General features: G+C 73.6%; 11 protein-coding genes and 1 riboswitch. Of the genes, 8 read left to right on the top strand and 3 right to left on the bottom strand.

What is annotated here, in order from left to right; all coding sequences use genetic code 11:
* The first annotated feature begins 42 nt into the window (after nucleotides 1-42).
* On the top strand, nucleotides 43-2,502 hold the full coding sequence (locus ACFYL6_RS22890; protein WP_387174007.1) for a DNA translocase FtsK: 2,460 nt from the start codon (nucleotides 43-45) through the stop codon (nucleotides 2,500-2,502).
* Nucleotides 2,503-2,568: 66 nt separating this feature from the next.
* Here ACFYL6_RS22890 and ACFYL6_RS22885 read toward each other — a convergent pair whose 3' ends face one another.
* The gene (locus tag ACFYL6_RS22885) at nucleotides 2,569-2,814 is read right to left on the bottom strand and encodes a hypothetical protein (protein ID WP_238659633.1); all 246 of its coding nucleotides are present in this window, start codon (nucleotides 2,812-2,814) and stop codon (nucleotides 2,569-2,571) included.
* 82 nt (nucleotides 2,815-2,896) lie between these two features.
* Entirely contained in the window at nucleotides 2,897-3,211 is a 315-nt protein-coding gene (locus ACFYL6_RS22880; RefSeq protein WP_112586602.1) for a multidrug efflux SMR transporter, read from the bottom strand.
* A gap of 61 nt (nucleotides 3,212-3,272) precedes the next feature.
* Nucleotides 3,273-3,343, bottom strand: a riboswitch (guanidine-III (ykkC-III) riboswitch).
* A 92-nt stretch (nucleotides 3,344-3,435) separates the two neighbouring features.
* Here ACFYL6_RS22880 and ACFYL6_RS22875 point away from each other — a divergent pair.
* The 7 genes from ACFYL6_RS22875 (at nucleotide 3,436) to ACFYL6_RS22845 (ending at nucleotide 9,911) form a co-directional block, all read left to right on the top strand.
* A complete protein-coding gene (locus ACFYL6_RS22875) occupies nucleotides 3,436-4,359 on the top strand; it encodes an ornithine cyclodeaminase family protein (RefSeq protein WP_387174005.1) in 924 nt (307 codons plus the stop codon).
* 80 nt (nucleotides 4,360-4,439) lie between these two features.
* Nucleotides 4,440-5,948 (top strand): 30S ribosomal protein S12 methylthiotransferase RimO, encoded by a 1,509-nt coding sequence (rimO, locus tag ACFYL6_RS22870; RefSeq protein WP_238659276.1) that lies wholly within the window; start codon nucleotides 4,440-4,442, stop codon nucleotides 5,946-5,948.
* Between the two features lie 77 nt (nucleotides 5,949-6,025).
* Nucleotides 6,026-6,616, top strand: a complete 591-nt coding sequence (gene pgsA / locus ACFYL6_RS22865; protein WP_238659275.1) for a CDP-diacylglycerol--glycerol-3-phosphate 3-phosphatidyltransferase — start codon at nucleotides 6,026-6,028, stop codon at nucleotides 6,614-6,616.
* A 198-nt stretch (nucleotides 6,617-6,814) separates the two neighbouring features.
* Entirely contained in the window at nucleotides 6,815-7,351 is a 537-nt protein-coding gene (locus tag ACFYL6_RS22860; RefSeq protein WP_387174003.1) for a CinA family protein, read from the top strand.
* Nucleotides 7,352-7,596: 245 nt separating this feature from the next.
* The gene (locus ACFYL6_RS22855; RefSeq protein WP_091400451.1) at nucleotides 7,597-8,031 is read left to right on the top strand and encodes a helix-turn-helix domain-containing protein; all 435 of its coding nucleotides are present in this window, start codon (nucleotides 7,597-7,599) and stop codon (nucleotides 8,029-8,031) included.
* Nucleotides 8,032-8,229: 198 nt separating this feature from the next.
* On the top strand, nucleotides 8,230-9,102 hold the full coding sequence (locus ACFYL6_RS22850) for a PspA/IM30 family protein (protein ID WP_354971712.1): 873 nt from the start codon (nucleotides 8,230-8,232) through the stop codon (nucleotides 9,100-9,102).
* A 23-nt stretch (nucleotides 9,103-9,125) separates the two neighbouring features.
* Nucleotides 9,126-9,911, top strand: a complete 786-nt coding sequence (locus ACFYL6_RS22845) for a hypothetical protein (protein ID WP_387174001.1) — start codon at nucleotides 9,126-9,128, stop codon at nucleotides 9,909-9,911.
* A 48-nt stretch (nucleotides 9,912-9,959) separates the two neighbouring features.
* On the opposite strand, the gene ACFYL6_RS22840 is transcribed toward ACFYL6_RS22845, so the two are convergent.
* Entirely contained in the window at nucleotides 9,960-13,577 is a 3,618-nt protein-coding gene (locus ACFYL6_RS22840) for a hypothetical protein (protein WP_387173999.1), read from the bottom strand.
* Between the last annotated feature and the right edge of the window lie 63 nt (nucleotides 13,578-13,640).

Below are 13,640 nucleotides of genomic sequence, written 5' to 3'. Positions count from 1 at the left end.
GAAAAGCGGGGTTCTGCCCGGCCCCACCGTTACCGTGACTCTATGGCGGGCCGTACCTCTCAGGCGAGCCGGCGGCGCGGCGCGTCGCCGCGCGGTGGCACCAACAGTCGTGCCCGCCAACCGGCGAAGAAGACCACCCGGGCACCGGTCCGACGTCGCACCACGCCGCCCCGGCCCGGCCCGGCGGTCTACGTCGGTCGCGCGGTCGGTGCACTGTGGATGGGGCTGGCGCACGGGATGGGCTGGGCCGTGCGTGCCGCCGGCCGGCAGGCCGCCTCGGCCCGTGACCTCGACCCGGAGCACCGCCGCGACGGTGCCGGGCTGCTCATGTTCGGGCTCGCCCTGCTCTCCGCCGTGGCGCTCTGGCTGTCCGGAGCGGGGCCGGTGGGCGCGCGACTGGCCGACACGATCCGGCTGTTCCTCGGTGCGATCTCGGTGGTCGTACCGGTGCTGTTGATGATCGGGGCGTGGCGGCTGATGCGTCAGCCAGCCGACCCGGAGCACCGGGGCCGCGGGCTGATCGGCTGGGGCTCGCTGCTGGTGTCGACCGCCGCGCTGCTCCAGATCGGTCAGGACCCGGCCGACCCGCTGCAACGTGACTTCGCCGGCGGCCTGGTCGGCGCGGGCGTCGGCGGGCTGCTGGAGCGGGCGGTGACCGCCTGGGTGGCGGTGCCGCTGCTCATCCTGCTGCTGCTCTTCGGCCTGCTCGTGGTGACCGCGACGCCGATCAACAAGATCCCCGAGCGGCTGGGCCTGCTCGCCGGTGGGCTGGTCGGCGCACCGGAGGCCGACGAGGAGGCGGACGAGCCGGCGGCCAAGCCCGCGCGCAAGCGACCGGCGAAGCGGATGCCGGCGCCACTGGACCCGGACGACTTCGAGGACCTGGACGGCGCGGACCTCCAGGAGACCATGGTGCTGCCGCGCAAGTCTCCGGCGAAGGTGCCGGCGACCCGCAAGCCGCCGGCCGAGCCGCCGGAGCACTCGCCCGCCCCGACCCGGGCCGAGCAGCTCGCGTTGACCGGGCTGGCCGGGGACTACACCCTGCCGCCGGCCAACATGCTCAGCGCCGGGGCAGCCGCGAAGACCCGCAGCAAGGCCAACGACGAGGTGATCGCCGCGCTGACCGGCGTGTTCGACCAGTTCGATGTGGACGCCGCGGTCACCGGTTTCACCCGTGGCCCGACCGTCACCCGCTACGAGGTGGAGCTGGGGCACGGCGTCAAGGTCGAGCGGATCACCCAGCTGTCCCGCAACATCGCTTACGCGGTGAAGTCGCCGGACGTACGGATCCTCAGTCCGATCCCGGGCAAGAGCGCCGTCGGCGTGGAGATCCCGAACGCCGACCCGGAGAACGTCGCCCTCGGTGACGTGCTGCGCTCGCGGGCGGCGACAAGCGACCACCACCCGATGGTGGTGGCGCTCGGCAAGGACATCGAGGGTGGCTACGTGGTGGCCAACCTCGCGAAGATGCCGCACATCCTGATCGCCGGCGCCACCGGCGCGGGCAAGTCGAGCTGCCTCAACACCCTGCTGGTGTCCATCCTCACCCGGGCCACCCCGGACGAGGTGCGACTGCTGCTGATCGACCCGAAGCGGGTCGAGATGACCGGCTACGAGGGCATCCCCCACCTGGTCACCCCGATCGTGACCAACGCCAAGAAGGCGGCCGACTCGCTGGACTGGGTGGTCCGCGAGATGGACATGCGCTACGACGACCTCGCCGCCAACGGGGTCCGGCACATCGACGACTTCAACCGCAAGGTCCGCAACGGTGAGATCAAGGCTCCGCCGGGCAGCGAACGCGAGATGCGTCCGTACCCGTACCTGTTGGTGATCGTGGACGAGTTGGCCGACCTGATGATGGTCGCGCCGCGCGACGTGGAGGACTCGGTCGTCCGGATCACCCAGCTGGCCCGGGCCGCCGGCATCCACCTGGTGCTGGCCACCCAGCGCCCCTCGGTCGACGTGGTGACCGGTCTGATCAAGGCGAACGTGCCGTCCCGGCTGGCGTTCGCCACCTCCTCCCTCGCGGACTCCCGGGTCATCCTCGACCAGCCGGGCGCGGAGAAGCTGCTCGGCCGTGGTGACGGCCTCTTCCTGCCGATGGGAGCCTCCAAGCCGGTCCGGATCCAGGGCGCCTGGGTCACCGAGCGCGAGATCGCCGACGTGGTGAAGTTCTGCAAGGACCAGCGTGAGCCGGAGTTCCGCAAGGACGTGCTTGCCCCGGCACAGGAGAGCAAGAAGAAGATCGACGAGGACATCGGCGACGACCTGGACCTGTTGGTGCAGGCGGTCGAGCTGGTGGTCACCTCGCAGTTCGGCTCGACCTCGATGCTGCAGCGCAAGCTGCGGGTCGGTTTCGCCAAGGCGGGCCGCCTGATGGACCTGATGGAGACCCGGGGAGTGGTCGGGCCGTCCGAGGGGTCGAAGGCGCGCGACGTGCTGGTCAAGCCGGACGAGCTGGACGAGGTTCTGGGCGGGCTGCGCGGCGACGGGGACTGACCGCCGCCGACCCCGGACGCACGACGGGCCCGCCGTCATCCGGCGGGCCCGCGACGAGGGGAGTGGTCAGTTGTTGATCAGCGCGCCGATGATCACCAGGCTGATGATCGCGGCGACGACGCTCGCCGCGGCCGCGTACCACCCCAGCGGCTTGTCACCGAGCACCGCGCCGACGACGCCCGCGATGACGCCGAGCACGCCGAAGATGATCGGGTTGAGCAGCAGGGCCAGGACCGCGAAGACGAAGCCCACGATGGTGAGGATGCGCGCGGCGTTGCTGCGGGGACGGGCGGTGCTCGGCATGTCAGCCATGTCTTCCTCCGGGTGAGAGCCTGTCGTGACGAATCGATCACTACCCACTGTGGGCGCTGGTCACGCCTGCCGACGGGGCATCTCAGTGGAAGATCTTCAACCCGATCACGCCCGCGACCACCAGCAGGAGGCAGAGGATTCGGGGCAGGCTCGCCGACTCGCCGAGCGCCAGCATCCCGACCAGCGCGGTGCCGACCGCGCCGATGCCGACCCAGACCGCGTAGCCGGTGCCGACGGGGATGTCCCGCAGCGCGTACGACAGCCCGGCCATGCTCAGGAGCAGGGTCACCACGAACACCACGGACGGGACCAGCCGGCTGAAACCGGCGCTGCGGTCCAGGGCGATCGCCCAGGCCGTCTCCAGCAGTCCCGAGATCACCAGTACGAGCCAGGCCATCAGTCACCTCACCGGAAGCGCCCGGGGCCGCCGCGCCGGGACGAGTCGAGTCTGCACGTCACGCGGGGCGTCTTGGCCTGACCGGGTACGCCCACCACTCGTCCGGAGCGGCCACGAGCATCCGGCCACCGGTGCCGACGCTAGCACCGACCCGGGGCGGCGGGCGGTGACCACCGCCACGGTCCGTTGACCTCTACCTGACTTCAACGTGCAGTATCGCCAGCATGACCATGCTCTACGCCGACCCCGAGGTCGCCGCCGCGCTGGACGCCGCCACCACGGTCGACGCCATGCGCGCCGCCCTCCTGGCCGCGTACGAGGGACGGCTGATCGCGCCGCCCCGGGCCGCCGCACCGCTGAGCGGCGGGCGGATGGTGCTCACCGCCGGGCACCTGGTCGGCGAGTGGTACGGCTTCCGCTCGTACGACACCTTCGGCCACCCGCAGGGCGAGCAGCTGGTGGTGCTGCACGACGCCCGGACCGGGGCGGTCCGGGCGGTCGCGGTCGGCGAGGAGCTGGGTTCCCGTCGTACCGGCGGGTTGGGGGGTGTCGCGGTCGACGCGCTGGCCCGTCCGGACGCCGCCACCCTCGGGGTGATCGGCTCCGGCCGGCAGGCGTGGACCCAGGTGTGGGCCGCCGCCGCGGTCCGCCCGTTGCGCGAGGTGGTGGTGCACAGCCGCTCCGCCGCTCGCCGGGAGGCCTTCGCCGTCCGGGTCCGGGGCGAACTGGGCGTGCCGGCCCGCGCGGTGGCCGACCCGGGCTCGGCCGTCGCCGGGCGGGACCTGGTGGTGCTGGCGACCACCAGCCCGACCCCGGTGCTCCGCGCCGCCGACCTCAGCCCCGGCACGCACGTCAACGCGGTCGGCTTCAAGCAGCGCGACCGCAGCGAGTTCGGCACCGACCTGCTGGACGTCGCCGACCTGTTGGTCACCGATTCGCCGGCCCAGGCGGCGGACTACCAGCCGCCGATGCTCGCGGCCACGCCCCCGTACGCCGGGCGGTTGGGGGACCTGGGCGGCATCCTGGCCGGCGCGGTCCCCGGCCGGACCACCGCGGACCAGATCTCCGTCTTCTGCTCCACCGGCCTGGCCGGCACCGAGGTGTTCCTGCTCGACGCGCTGACCCGGGTGGCCGCCGCGGCGCGCTGACCGGAATGACGTTCGCCCCCGTGTCCACCGTCTCCGCAGCCCGCGTGCGTGGGCTTACCCGGCCGGCCCGGTACCCTCGGATGGTGTCTGCCACCTCTCCTTCTCCCGCTGACCACGCCGAGGGCCGTCGCGTCGCCCTGCTGACCCTGGGTTGTGCCCGCAACGAGGTCGACTCGGAGGAGCTGGCCGCCCGCCTGCACGCCGACGGCTGGCAGGTGACCACCGACGGCGAGGGCGCGGACGTGGTGGTCGTCAACACCTGCGGTTTCGTGGAGAAGGCCAAGCAGGATTCGATCCAGACCCTGCTCGCCGCCGCCGGAACGGGCGCCAAGGTGGTCGCCGCGGGCTGCATGGCCGAGCGGTACGGCCGGGAGTTGGCCGACAGCCTGCCCGAGGCGCAGGCGGTGCTGAGCTTCGACGACTACCCCGACATCGCCGCCCGGCTGAACGCCGTCGTCGCCGGCGAGCAGATCACCGCGCACACCCCGCGCGACCGGCGCGAGCTGCTGCCGCTGACGCCGGTGCAGCGGCGCGACAGCACGGTGTCGCTGCCCGGCCACGGCACCGTGACCCGCACCGTCGTCGACACCGACGAGCACACCCCGGCTCACCTGCGCCAGGTGCTGCGCCGGCGGCTCGACACCGGCCCGGTGGCCTCGTTGAAGCTGGCCAGCGGCTGCGACCGCCGCTGCGCGTTCTGCGCCATCCCGGCTTTCCGGGGGGCCTTCGTCTCGCGTACGCCGGACGAGCTGCTCGCCGAGGCGGAGTGGCTGGCCAAGACCGGCGTACGGGAGCTGGTGCTGGTCAGTGAGAACTCCACCTCGTACGGCAAGGACCTGGGCGACCCGCGCGCCCTGGAGAAGCTGCTGCCGCAGCTCGCCGCGGTGACCGGCATCGTCCGGGTTCGGGCCAGCTACCTTCAGCCGGCCGAGACCCGGCCGGGGCTGGTCGAGGCGATCGCCACCACCCCGGGCGTGGCACCGTACTTCGACCTGTCGTTCCAGCACTCCAGCGAGCCGGTGCTGCGCCGGATGCGGCGTTTCGGCTCCACCGACCGGTTCCTCGAGCTGCTGGCGAGTGCCCGCGCCCTGGCCCCGGACGCCGGCGCCCGGAGCAACTTCATCGTCGGTTTCCCCGGCGAGACCCGCGCCGACGTCGACGAGCTGGTCCGGTTCCTGACCGAGGCCCGGCTCGACGCGATCGGCATGTTCGACTACAGCGACGAGGACGGCACCGAGGCCGCCGGCCTGCCCGGCAAGGTCTCCGCCGCGACCATCAAGCGGCGCTACGACCGGCTCAGCGCGCTCGCCGACGAGCTCTGCTCGCAGCGGGCCGAGGACCGGCTCGGCTCGACCGTCGAGGTGCTTGTCGACTCGATCGAGGACGGCGTGGTGGAGGGCCGGGCGGCCCACCAGGCGCCGGAGGTGGACGGTTCCACCACCCTGGTCGCCCCGGCCGAGGGCGGGGTCGACCTGGCCGCGCTGCGCCCGGGCGACCTGGTGCGCGCGACGGTGACCGGCACCGAAGGGGTGGACCTGCTCGCTGTGCCGGATGAGATGATCTCGGCGGCGCCCGGCGCGGCACGGTGACGGCGGGCCCGAGCGGAGCGGGGGACCCAGGTGGTGCGGTGCCCGGAACGCCACGGCGGCCCGAGCGGAGTGCGGCGGTGACCGGGGCGACGGAGTCGACGCCGGGCCGGGTGGTGGCCGTGGTGCCGGTGGTCAACGCGGCCAACGCGCTGACCGCCCTGCGGCTGGTGCTGGTGCCGGTCTTCGCCGCCTCGGTGATCGTGTCGGGGATGACCCACGCCGGTTGGCGGATGGCGGCCTGCCTGATCTTCGCGGTGGCCTCGGCGACCGACCTGGTGGACGGTTGGATCGCCCGCCGCTTCGGGCTGGTCACCTCGGTCGGCAAGGTGGCCGACCCGATCGCCGACAAGGCGCTCACCGGCGCCGCGCTGGTGCTGCTCTCCTGGTACGACCGACTGCCCTGGTGGGTGACGGCGCTGATCCTCGTCCGCGAGCTGGGCATCACCGGGCTGCGGTTCTGGGTGATCCGGCACGGCGTGATCGCCGCCAGCCGCGGCGGCAAGGTCAAGACCGCGCTCCAGATCCTGGCCATCGCCTGGTACCTCTGGCCGATGCCTGCCGCGCTCGCCGCCGTCGGCCCCTGGATCATGGCCGCTGCCGTCCTGGTGACGGTCGCCACCGGCTTCGACTACATAGCCCAAGCCCTACGCCTCCGCCGCCCCCGCTAACCCCCACCCCCAGGCCTCCGGCCGTTGATCATGAAGTTGTTGCCATCCGGGGCGGCGTGTCGTGACGCCAACTTCATGATCAACGCGATTGGGGTCGGAGGGTTGGGGGCAGTTGGGTTGGGGACTGGTGGGTGGGGAAGGGCTGGTTCGTGCGGGCGCTGGGGTGTTGGCGGACGGTGTGGGGCGGGTGGTGCTGAGGTGGGCGGTGTCGGTGTGGGTGGCGCGGTGAACGGTGCCGACGTGGGCGGTGCCGAGGTGGGCAGTGCGGCGGCGGCGGTCGTGCACCGGCTGGCCGAGCGGCACGAGACCCTGGCCACCGTCGAATCGCTCACCGGCGGGTCGCTGGCCGCCTCGATCGTGAACATCGCCGGGGTCAGCGGGGTCTACCGGGGTGGCCTCGTGGTCTACGCCACCGAGTTGAAGGCGACCCTGGCTGGCGTACCCGCTGACCTGCTGTCCGAGCGGGGGCCGGTGGACCCGGAGGTGGCGGCGGCGCTCGCCGAGGGTGGTCGGCAGCGGTGCGGCGCGGACTGGGGGCTGGCCACCACCGGGGTCGCCGGCCCGGAGCCGCAGGACGGAAAGCCCGTCGGCCTGGTCTACGTCGCGGTCGCCGGCCCGAACGGCGGTGAGGTCCGCCAGCTCGACCTGGGCGAGGGGCGGGACCACGTCCGCGCGGCGGCGGTGGTCGAGGCGCTGCGGCTGCTCACCGAGCGGCTCGCCGCAACGACATCGTGAACGCCAGGGCCAAAGCCACCCCGTTGCGCCACGACGACCACGACCAGAAGCCACCCGAGCCGACGCCACACGGGCGGCGGCGCACCCCGGTGGGCCCGTCCCGGCGAACCGACGGGCGGGGCGGGATGTCGCCAGGGCCCGCAACGGGTACGGTTGCGGGAAGGCTCCGACGTTCGGGGTCGGCGCGGCCAGCCGCGACCGGCTGCCCAGCGGCGGGCGCGAGGTATCCCTCAGGGGGAGGTGCGATGATCCTGCTACGCCGGGTGATCGGTGACGCACTGCGAGCGCGCCGGCAAGGCCAGCAGCGCACGCTGCGTGAGGTCTCCACCGCCGCCAACGTCAGCCTCGGCTACCTCTCCGAGATCGAACGGGGGCACAAGGAGCCGTCGAGCGAGCTGCTCGCCGCGATCTGTGACGCCCTCGGGGCCCGCCTGTCCGAGCTGCTGCGTGAGGTGAGCGACACCGTGGCGCTCGCCGAGCAGATGCCCGGGGTGCTCGTCTCGATGCAGGACGAGCCGGCCGACGCCGCCGCCAAGAGCACCAACCGGGGGGTCCGTCAGGTCACCTCCGACGGCAAGGTCGCTGTCTCGGTCCGCCAGGACTCGCCGCTCAAGGCCACGCTGCGCAGCACCCGGGTTCGCCCGACCGAGCGCGACCGGGACGTGGTCTGCGCCGCCTGAGCCGCCCATCCCGTTGACCATGGGCGGTCTGGCGCCGGCCGCGTAGGGTTGCTCGCAGGAGCCGCCGGTGCTGTCGACCGCCCGGTACGGATGCCTCGTTGGCGTTCGGCTGGGACGATGGAGACCGGCCGGTCACGGTCGGTCGGTTCAACCGGCCCGGCCGTGGTGGAGCGACGCTACTGAGGGGATACCACGGAGATGGCGAACCCGTTCGTCAAGGGTTGGAACTACCTGATGGCGCTCTTCGGTGCGAAGATCGACGAGCATGCCGATCCCAAGGTGCAGATCCAGCAGGCCATCGAGGATGCCCAGCGGCAGCACCAGGCGCTGGTTCAGCAGGCTGCCGCGGTGATCGGCAACCAGCGTCAGCTGGAGATGAAGCTGTCCCGGCAGATGTCCGAGGTCGAGCGGTTGCAGGGCAACGCCCGGCAGGCCCTGGTCCTCTCCGACCAGGCCCGGGCCAAGGGCGACGAGGCCGAGGCGGTGCGGTTCGAGCAGTCCGCGCAGACGCTGGCCAGCCAGCTCGTCTCCGCCGAGCAGGCCACCGAGGACCTGAAGACCCTGCACGACCAGGCGCTGGGCGCCGCCGCCCAGGCCCGTCGAGCGGTCGAGAACAACTCGATGATCCTCCAGCAGAAGCTCGCCGAGCGCACCAAGCTGCTCAGTCAGCTGGAGCAGGCCAAGATGCAGGAGACGGTGGCCCGCTCGCTGGAGTCGATGTCGTCGCTGACCGCGCCGGGCACCACCCCGTCGCTGGACGAGGTGCGCGACCGCATCGAGCGCCGGTACGCCAACGCGATGGGTCGCGCCGAACTGGCCGGCAACTCCGTCGAGGGTCGTATGTTGGAAATTCAGAAGGCCACGATCGACTCGGCCGGCTCGGCCCGGTTGGAGCAGATCCGGTCCAGCATGGCGGGGGAGCAGCTCGGCGGCGCGGCCCAGCGACCGGCCGTGCCGCAGGCCGAGAAGACCGGCCCGGCCAACGACCCGACGGCCGCCGCCCGGCTGGACGAGCTGCGCGCCAGCATGGCCCGCGAGCGGGGCACCGGCGACCCGACCGCCGCCGGCTGAACGACCGGATCGAGGGGGTCACGGTGGCAGACGAACGGACACGGTACTTCCGGAGGCTGGGTCGGCTTCGCCGCTCGGCCCGACGGTGGAGCGTGCTGGCCGGTGGGCTCGGCGGCGCGGCGGTGGTGCTGACTCCGTACGCCGGCCTTGGTCTGCCCGACGCGGCCTGGGCCGGCGCCGCGGGCAGTGCGGTGGCGCTCGCCGCCTGGCGTTGGATCGACGTGCGCGCCCTGGCCGCCCAGCCGGCGCCAGCCGCGCTCGATCCGGCCGAGGCGGCGGCGCGTTCGCGGGCCCGGTTGATCGCCGCCGTCGAGCGGCTGCCGGTCGGCCCGGGTGTGCTGGCCGAGGTGCGCCGGGTCCGTTCCCGGATCGCGCTACGTGGCACCAGCGCCGGGGAGCAGTGGGCCCGACTGGACCGGGCGGCGCTCACCCTGGCCGGGATGGCCCCCCGGCTCACCGGGCTGGCCGAGCCAGCGGTGCTGGAGGCCGCCGCCGCCGACCGCTCGCTGCGCGACCTGGCCGCCCGGGTGGCCAGCGTCGAACGCGCGCTGCGGCTGGCCCCGACCGACGCCCGGCCGCCGCTGGCCGAGGCGCACGCCGCGCTGACCGCCCAACTGGAGGGCGGGGTGGCGGCGTACGAACGGCTGGTGGTCGCCGCCGCCGGCTATCTGGCCGAGGACGCCCGACCGGAGACCGCCGACCCGGCCGCCGACCGGCTCACCGAGGCGACCGACCTGCTGCACGGCGTCGCCGGGGCCCTGGCCGAGCTGCGCGCCGTCGGCACCCCGCTGCGCGCGCCGACGCGCTGACCGCACGCCCGCCGACGCTCAGACGGCACACCCGCCGTGGCCGGCCGGTCACGGCGGTGTCGTCACCAGGACCGGCCCGGTGTACGGCGAGGTGCCCACGACATTGAACGACCGGATCCGGTAGTAATAGGTCACGCCCCGGGCCAGCCCCGTGTTGGTGAAGCCGCGGCCGGTCACCGTGAAGGTGGCCACCTCCTGGTTGAAGGCCGGGTCGAGCGCTCGCTGCACGGAGAACCCGGCCCCCGGGCCACCGGGTGTGCTCGCCGCCCAGGCCAGGATCACCGTGGCGGTGTCCGGCCCCGGTGCGTTGGCGGTGGCGCTCACCCCGCTCGGGGTGCCGGGCGCGGGTGGCGAGGTCACCGCGGCGACAGTCGACCACGCCGAGGCGGCGCCCAGGTAGGTGGTCCGCACCCGGTAGTAGTACGTGGTGTCCGGTGCGACCGTCGGGTCCAGGTGGTTGTCGCCGACCCCGATCGCCGTGGTGCCCGGGCCGCTGGTGAACGTCGGGTTGGTGGCCCGCTGCACGTCGATGCCGGTGGCGAACGACCGGTTCGTCCAGCGCAGCGCCACGCGTAGCGGCGCGGCCGGCGGGAGCGTCGCGACCAGACCGCTCGGCGCGGCCAGGTGCACCGCGGCGGGCACGCCGTTCGACCAGGACGAGTAGCTGACCGCGTTCTCCGCCCGGATCCGGTAGTGGTAGGTCACCCCGGGGGTGACGGTCGCGTCGGTGTAGCGGGTGGCGGCGGCCGCGACGGTGATCGTGGTGACCTCGCCGCCGAAGGTCGCGTCGGTGGCCCGTTGCAACAGGTGGCTGGTGGCGGGTGGCCGCCCGCCGTTGCTGGTCCACGCCAGCGTGATGGCGGGCAGCGCGGTGGCCGAGCCGGGCACCGGTGTGGCGGTCAGTCCGGTCGGCGCCTTCGGTGCCACCCGCAGCACCAGCGGTCGGGACATCCCGCCGTCGCGGTGGCCGGCGAGCTGGCTGTGCCAGCGGTACTCCCAGCCCAGGTTGACCAGTTGGTTGACCACCGTGGCGGGTCGCCCGTCGGACGGGCTGACCGGCGTCGACCCGGTCCGTGCTCCGGCCGGGCGACCCGGGTCGAGCAGCCGGACGCTGTCACCCAGCTTGAACGGCAGCACCGGCGCGACCGGGCGCAGCGCCACCACCACGTCCTCCCGGGGGTTGACCCGGATGATCCCCTTCCAGCCCAGCTCCGTGCCGTGCGGGAGTCGCAACGTGCCGTCCCAGCCAACCCGGTTGATCACCTGCACGTCGCAGCCGCCGACGTGCAACGGCTCGGTCTGCCGGACGTTGCCGCTGATCCGCCACAGCTGCGTGCCGTCGGTGGGGGCACCCACCGGCACGGCGGGGTCGGTGGCGAAGAGCACCTCGGTGGCCGGGTCGGTCGCACCGAGCGGCAGCGTCGGCGGGTTGAGCGGCCCGGCGTGCGGGTGCCCGACGCCGAGCCGACCCGCCAGCCGACCGTGGTCCGGCTCGAACATCTGCTGGGCGGCCTTGACCGCGATCGGCAGGGTCACCGGGCCGGTACCGGCAGTCGGCGTGAACGTCACAGTGGTGGCGTGCACCGGCACCGTCGTCTGCGCCGGGGTCCGGGTGCCGAACGCCGGGTCGTACGCCGGCTGCGGGACGATCGGCGGGCGCTGGCTGGCCGCGTACGCCAGGGGCAGCCGTTCGCGCAGCCGGCTCAGGTCGTACGGCGGCGCGGGCGTCCCGGTGACCCGGAACTGGAGCAGGGTGCGGGTGTTCGGGCCGTACCCCGGTTCGGTCGGGGGCGGGCCACCCTCGGCGCTGCGGTCCGGGGCGTCGGTGTGCTGGTCGTAGCGGGGGTCGAAGCCGGGCAGCGGGGCCGGAGCGTCGTTGTACAGGATCAGCGTGCTGCCCGGCGGCATGGCGGAGAAGTCGACGAGCACGTCGGCCCGTTCGCCCGGGGCGAGCAGCAGGGTGTGCCCGTCGACGTTCAGCACGGTCGGGTCGAGCCGGTCGTAGCGGTAGCCGATCGGTCGGTTCGGCAGCACCACCGGCGCGGGCAGGAGGCCGGCCTCGTTGCCGATCTGGATGAACTCCGGGCCGGCGGCTCGCGGGTCCGGCACACCGCCGTCGCGTCCGTCGGTCGGCCACCCCGGCGGACGGTCCGCCGCGTGTGCGGCGGGCACCATCGGCACCTCACCGGCGTCGGGGTCGGGGAGCGTCCCGTCGGCCGTCCACATCGGTGCGTCGGAGCAGGCGCGGTAGAGCTGGAGGTTGAGGCTGCGGTCCAGGCAGGCGTTGAGGATCCGGAACCGGTACGCGCGCGGCTGCACCTCCAGGTACGGGTAGGCGACGCCGTTGACGAGCGGGGTGTCGCCGTACGCAGCGGGGACGGCCGAGGGGTGCGGCACGCCGGGGCTCGACGGCGGCTCGTCCGGCGCGCCGACCGGGTCGTGGTACGGGTTCGGCACCCAGCCGTCGGTGCGGGCGTCGTCCGGGGTGGAGCTGCGGGACCAGGGGCCGTAGTCCCACCGGCCGGTCGGATTGCGTCCACCGGACCGGTACGGGTTCTGCCGGGGTTGGTAGACGTGCGGGTGCCAGAGGCTGCCCCGGGCGCCCCAGCGTTCCCGGTCCCAGGTCGGGTCCTCGGCGGCGAGTTGGGTGTCGTCCGGGACGAACGTCTTGTCCTCGATCACCAGGGGCACCTGGTCGGCCGGCAGCACCGCGTCGGCGACGAGCTGGTCCTCGGCCGGGTCGGTGAGCAGGTAGAGCCCGAGCTGTCCGCCGTAGACGGTGAGCCGGGCCAGGCCGAGGGTGTTGTCGTGGAACCACAGCAGCCGGCCGCTCTGCTCGTTCGGGAAGTAGAGGGTGGTGGCCCCGGCGCCGGGCGCCGGCATGTCCGGCACGTGGGCCAGGCCGGGCCCGGTCGGGTACGGGGTGATCTCTCCGGCCGGGGTGACCCACTGCCCCGGGTTGCCCGCGCTGGTCCAGCCGGTCTGCGCCCCGGCCAGGTGCAGTACGGCCCGGTTCTGCGGGTACGGCGCCGGCCCGTCCAGTGGGCCCAGGCCGGCCCCCTCGATGGTGTCGTCGACAGGCAGGAACAGTTCGCCGGCCCGACCGGTGGGGAGCTGGTTGATGAACTTCACCCGGACCGGTCGACCCCGACGGGCAAGAATCATCGGCCCGAGGTGCCAGGGACGCTCCGGGGGCACCACCGTGTTGTGTCCGGCCGGGTCGGTGCCCAGGTTGAGCTGCCGGTAGCCGCGCAGCCGGGTGGCGGGCAGGTCCCGGTGCAGCCGCTGGGCGTACTCCTGGAGGCTGATCTCGTAGTAGTCGCAGCCCGGGTAGCTGATCGTGTCCGGCGCTGCCACCGGTAGGTGGCTGCCGAGATCGTCGCGGCCCGGTTGGCCGGGCAGGGGCAGCGGGTCGACGAACTTGCGCAGCCCGGTCCCGGCTGCCACCTGCCCGGCGGGGTCCCGCGTCGGGCGTGGGCTGTGGGCGAAGTTCGGCACCGGGCCGAAGTAGCGGGGCACGACGGCCGGGTCCAGGCTCGGCGTCGGGACGGCCTCCTCGGCGGTACGCGCGGCCGGCACGGACACCGCCCGGCCGTTGGCGCTGGCGTCGGTGTGGCGTGTGGTCCGCTCGAAGAAGGTGGAGCGGAGTCTGCGGAACATCGCCATGACTCTCCCCGGTTCGGGGCGCGAGGTCCGCCACCCCGGCGTGGGAACCTCGGCACTCTGCTG

The organism is Micromonospora sp. NPDC007208, assembly GCF_042869175.1.
Lineage (GTDB): Bacteria > Actinomycetota > Actinomycetes > Mycobacteriales > Micromonosporaceae > Micromonospora > Micromonospora foliorum.
The sequence above is the reverse complement of the archived record's forward strand: the minus strand, read 5'-3'. Positions and strand labels throughout refer to the sequence as shown.

Bases quoted from the DNA above. Each gene is read 5' to 3' on its own strand.
- ACFYL6_RS22885 (WP_238659633.1), bottom strand. From the start codon at position 2,814: ATGGCTGACATGCCGAGCACCGCCCGTCCCCGCAGCAACGCCGCGCGC.
- ACFYL6_RS22875 (WP_387174005.1), top strand. From the start codon at position 3,436: ATGACCATGCTCTACGCCGACCCCGAGGTCGCCGCCGCGCTGGACGCC.
- ACFYL6_RS22850 (WP_354971712.1), top strand. From the start codon at position 8,230: ATGGCGAACCCGTTCGTCAAGGGTTGGAACTACCTGATGGCGCTCTTC.
- ACFYL6_RS22855 (WP_091400451.1), top strand. From the start codon at position 7,597: ATGATCCTGCTACGCCGGGTGATCGGTGACGCACTGCGAGCGCGCCGG.
- ACFYL6_RS22890 (WP_387174007.1), top strand. From the start codon at position 43: ATGGCGGGCCGTACCTCTCAGGCGAGCCGGCGGCGCGGCGCGTCGCCG.
- rimO (WP_238659276.1), top strand. From the start codon at position 4,440: ATGGTGTCTGCCACCTCTCCTTCTCCCGCTGACCACGCCGAGGGCCGT.
- ACFYL6_RS22880 (WP_112586602.1), bottom strand. From the start codon at position 3,211: ATGGCCTGGCTCGTACTGGTGATCTCGGGACTGCTGGAGACGGCCTGG.
- ACFYL6_RS22840 (WP_387173999.1), bottom strand. From the start codon at position 13,577: ATGGCGATGTTCCGCAGACTCCGCTCCACCTTCTTCGAGCGGACCACA.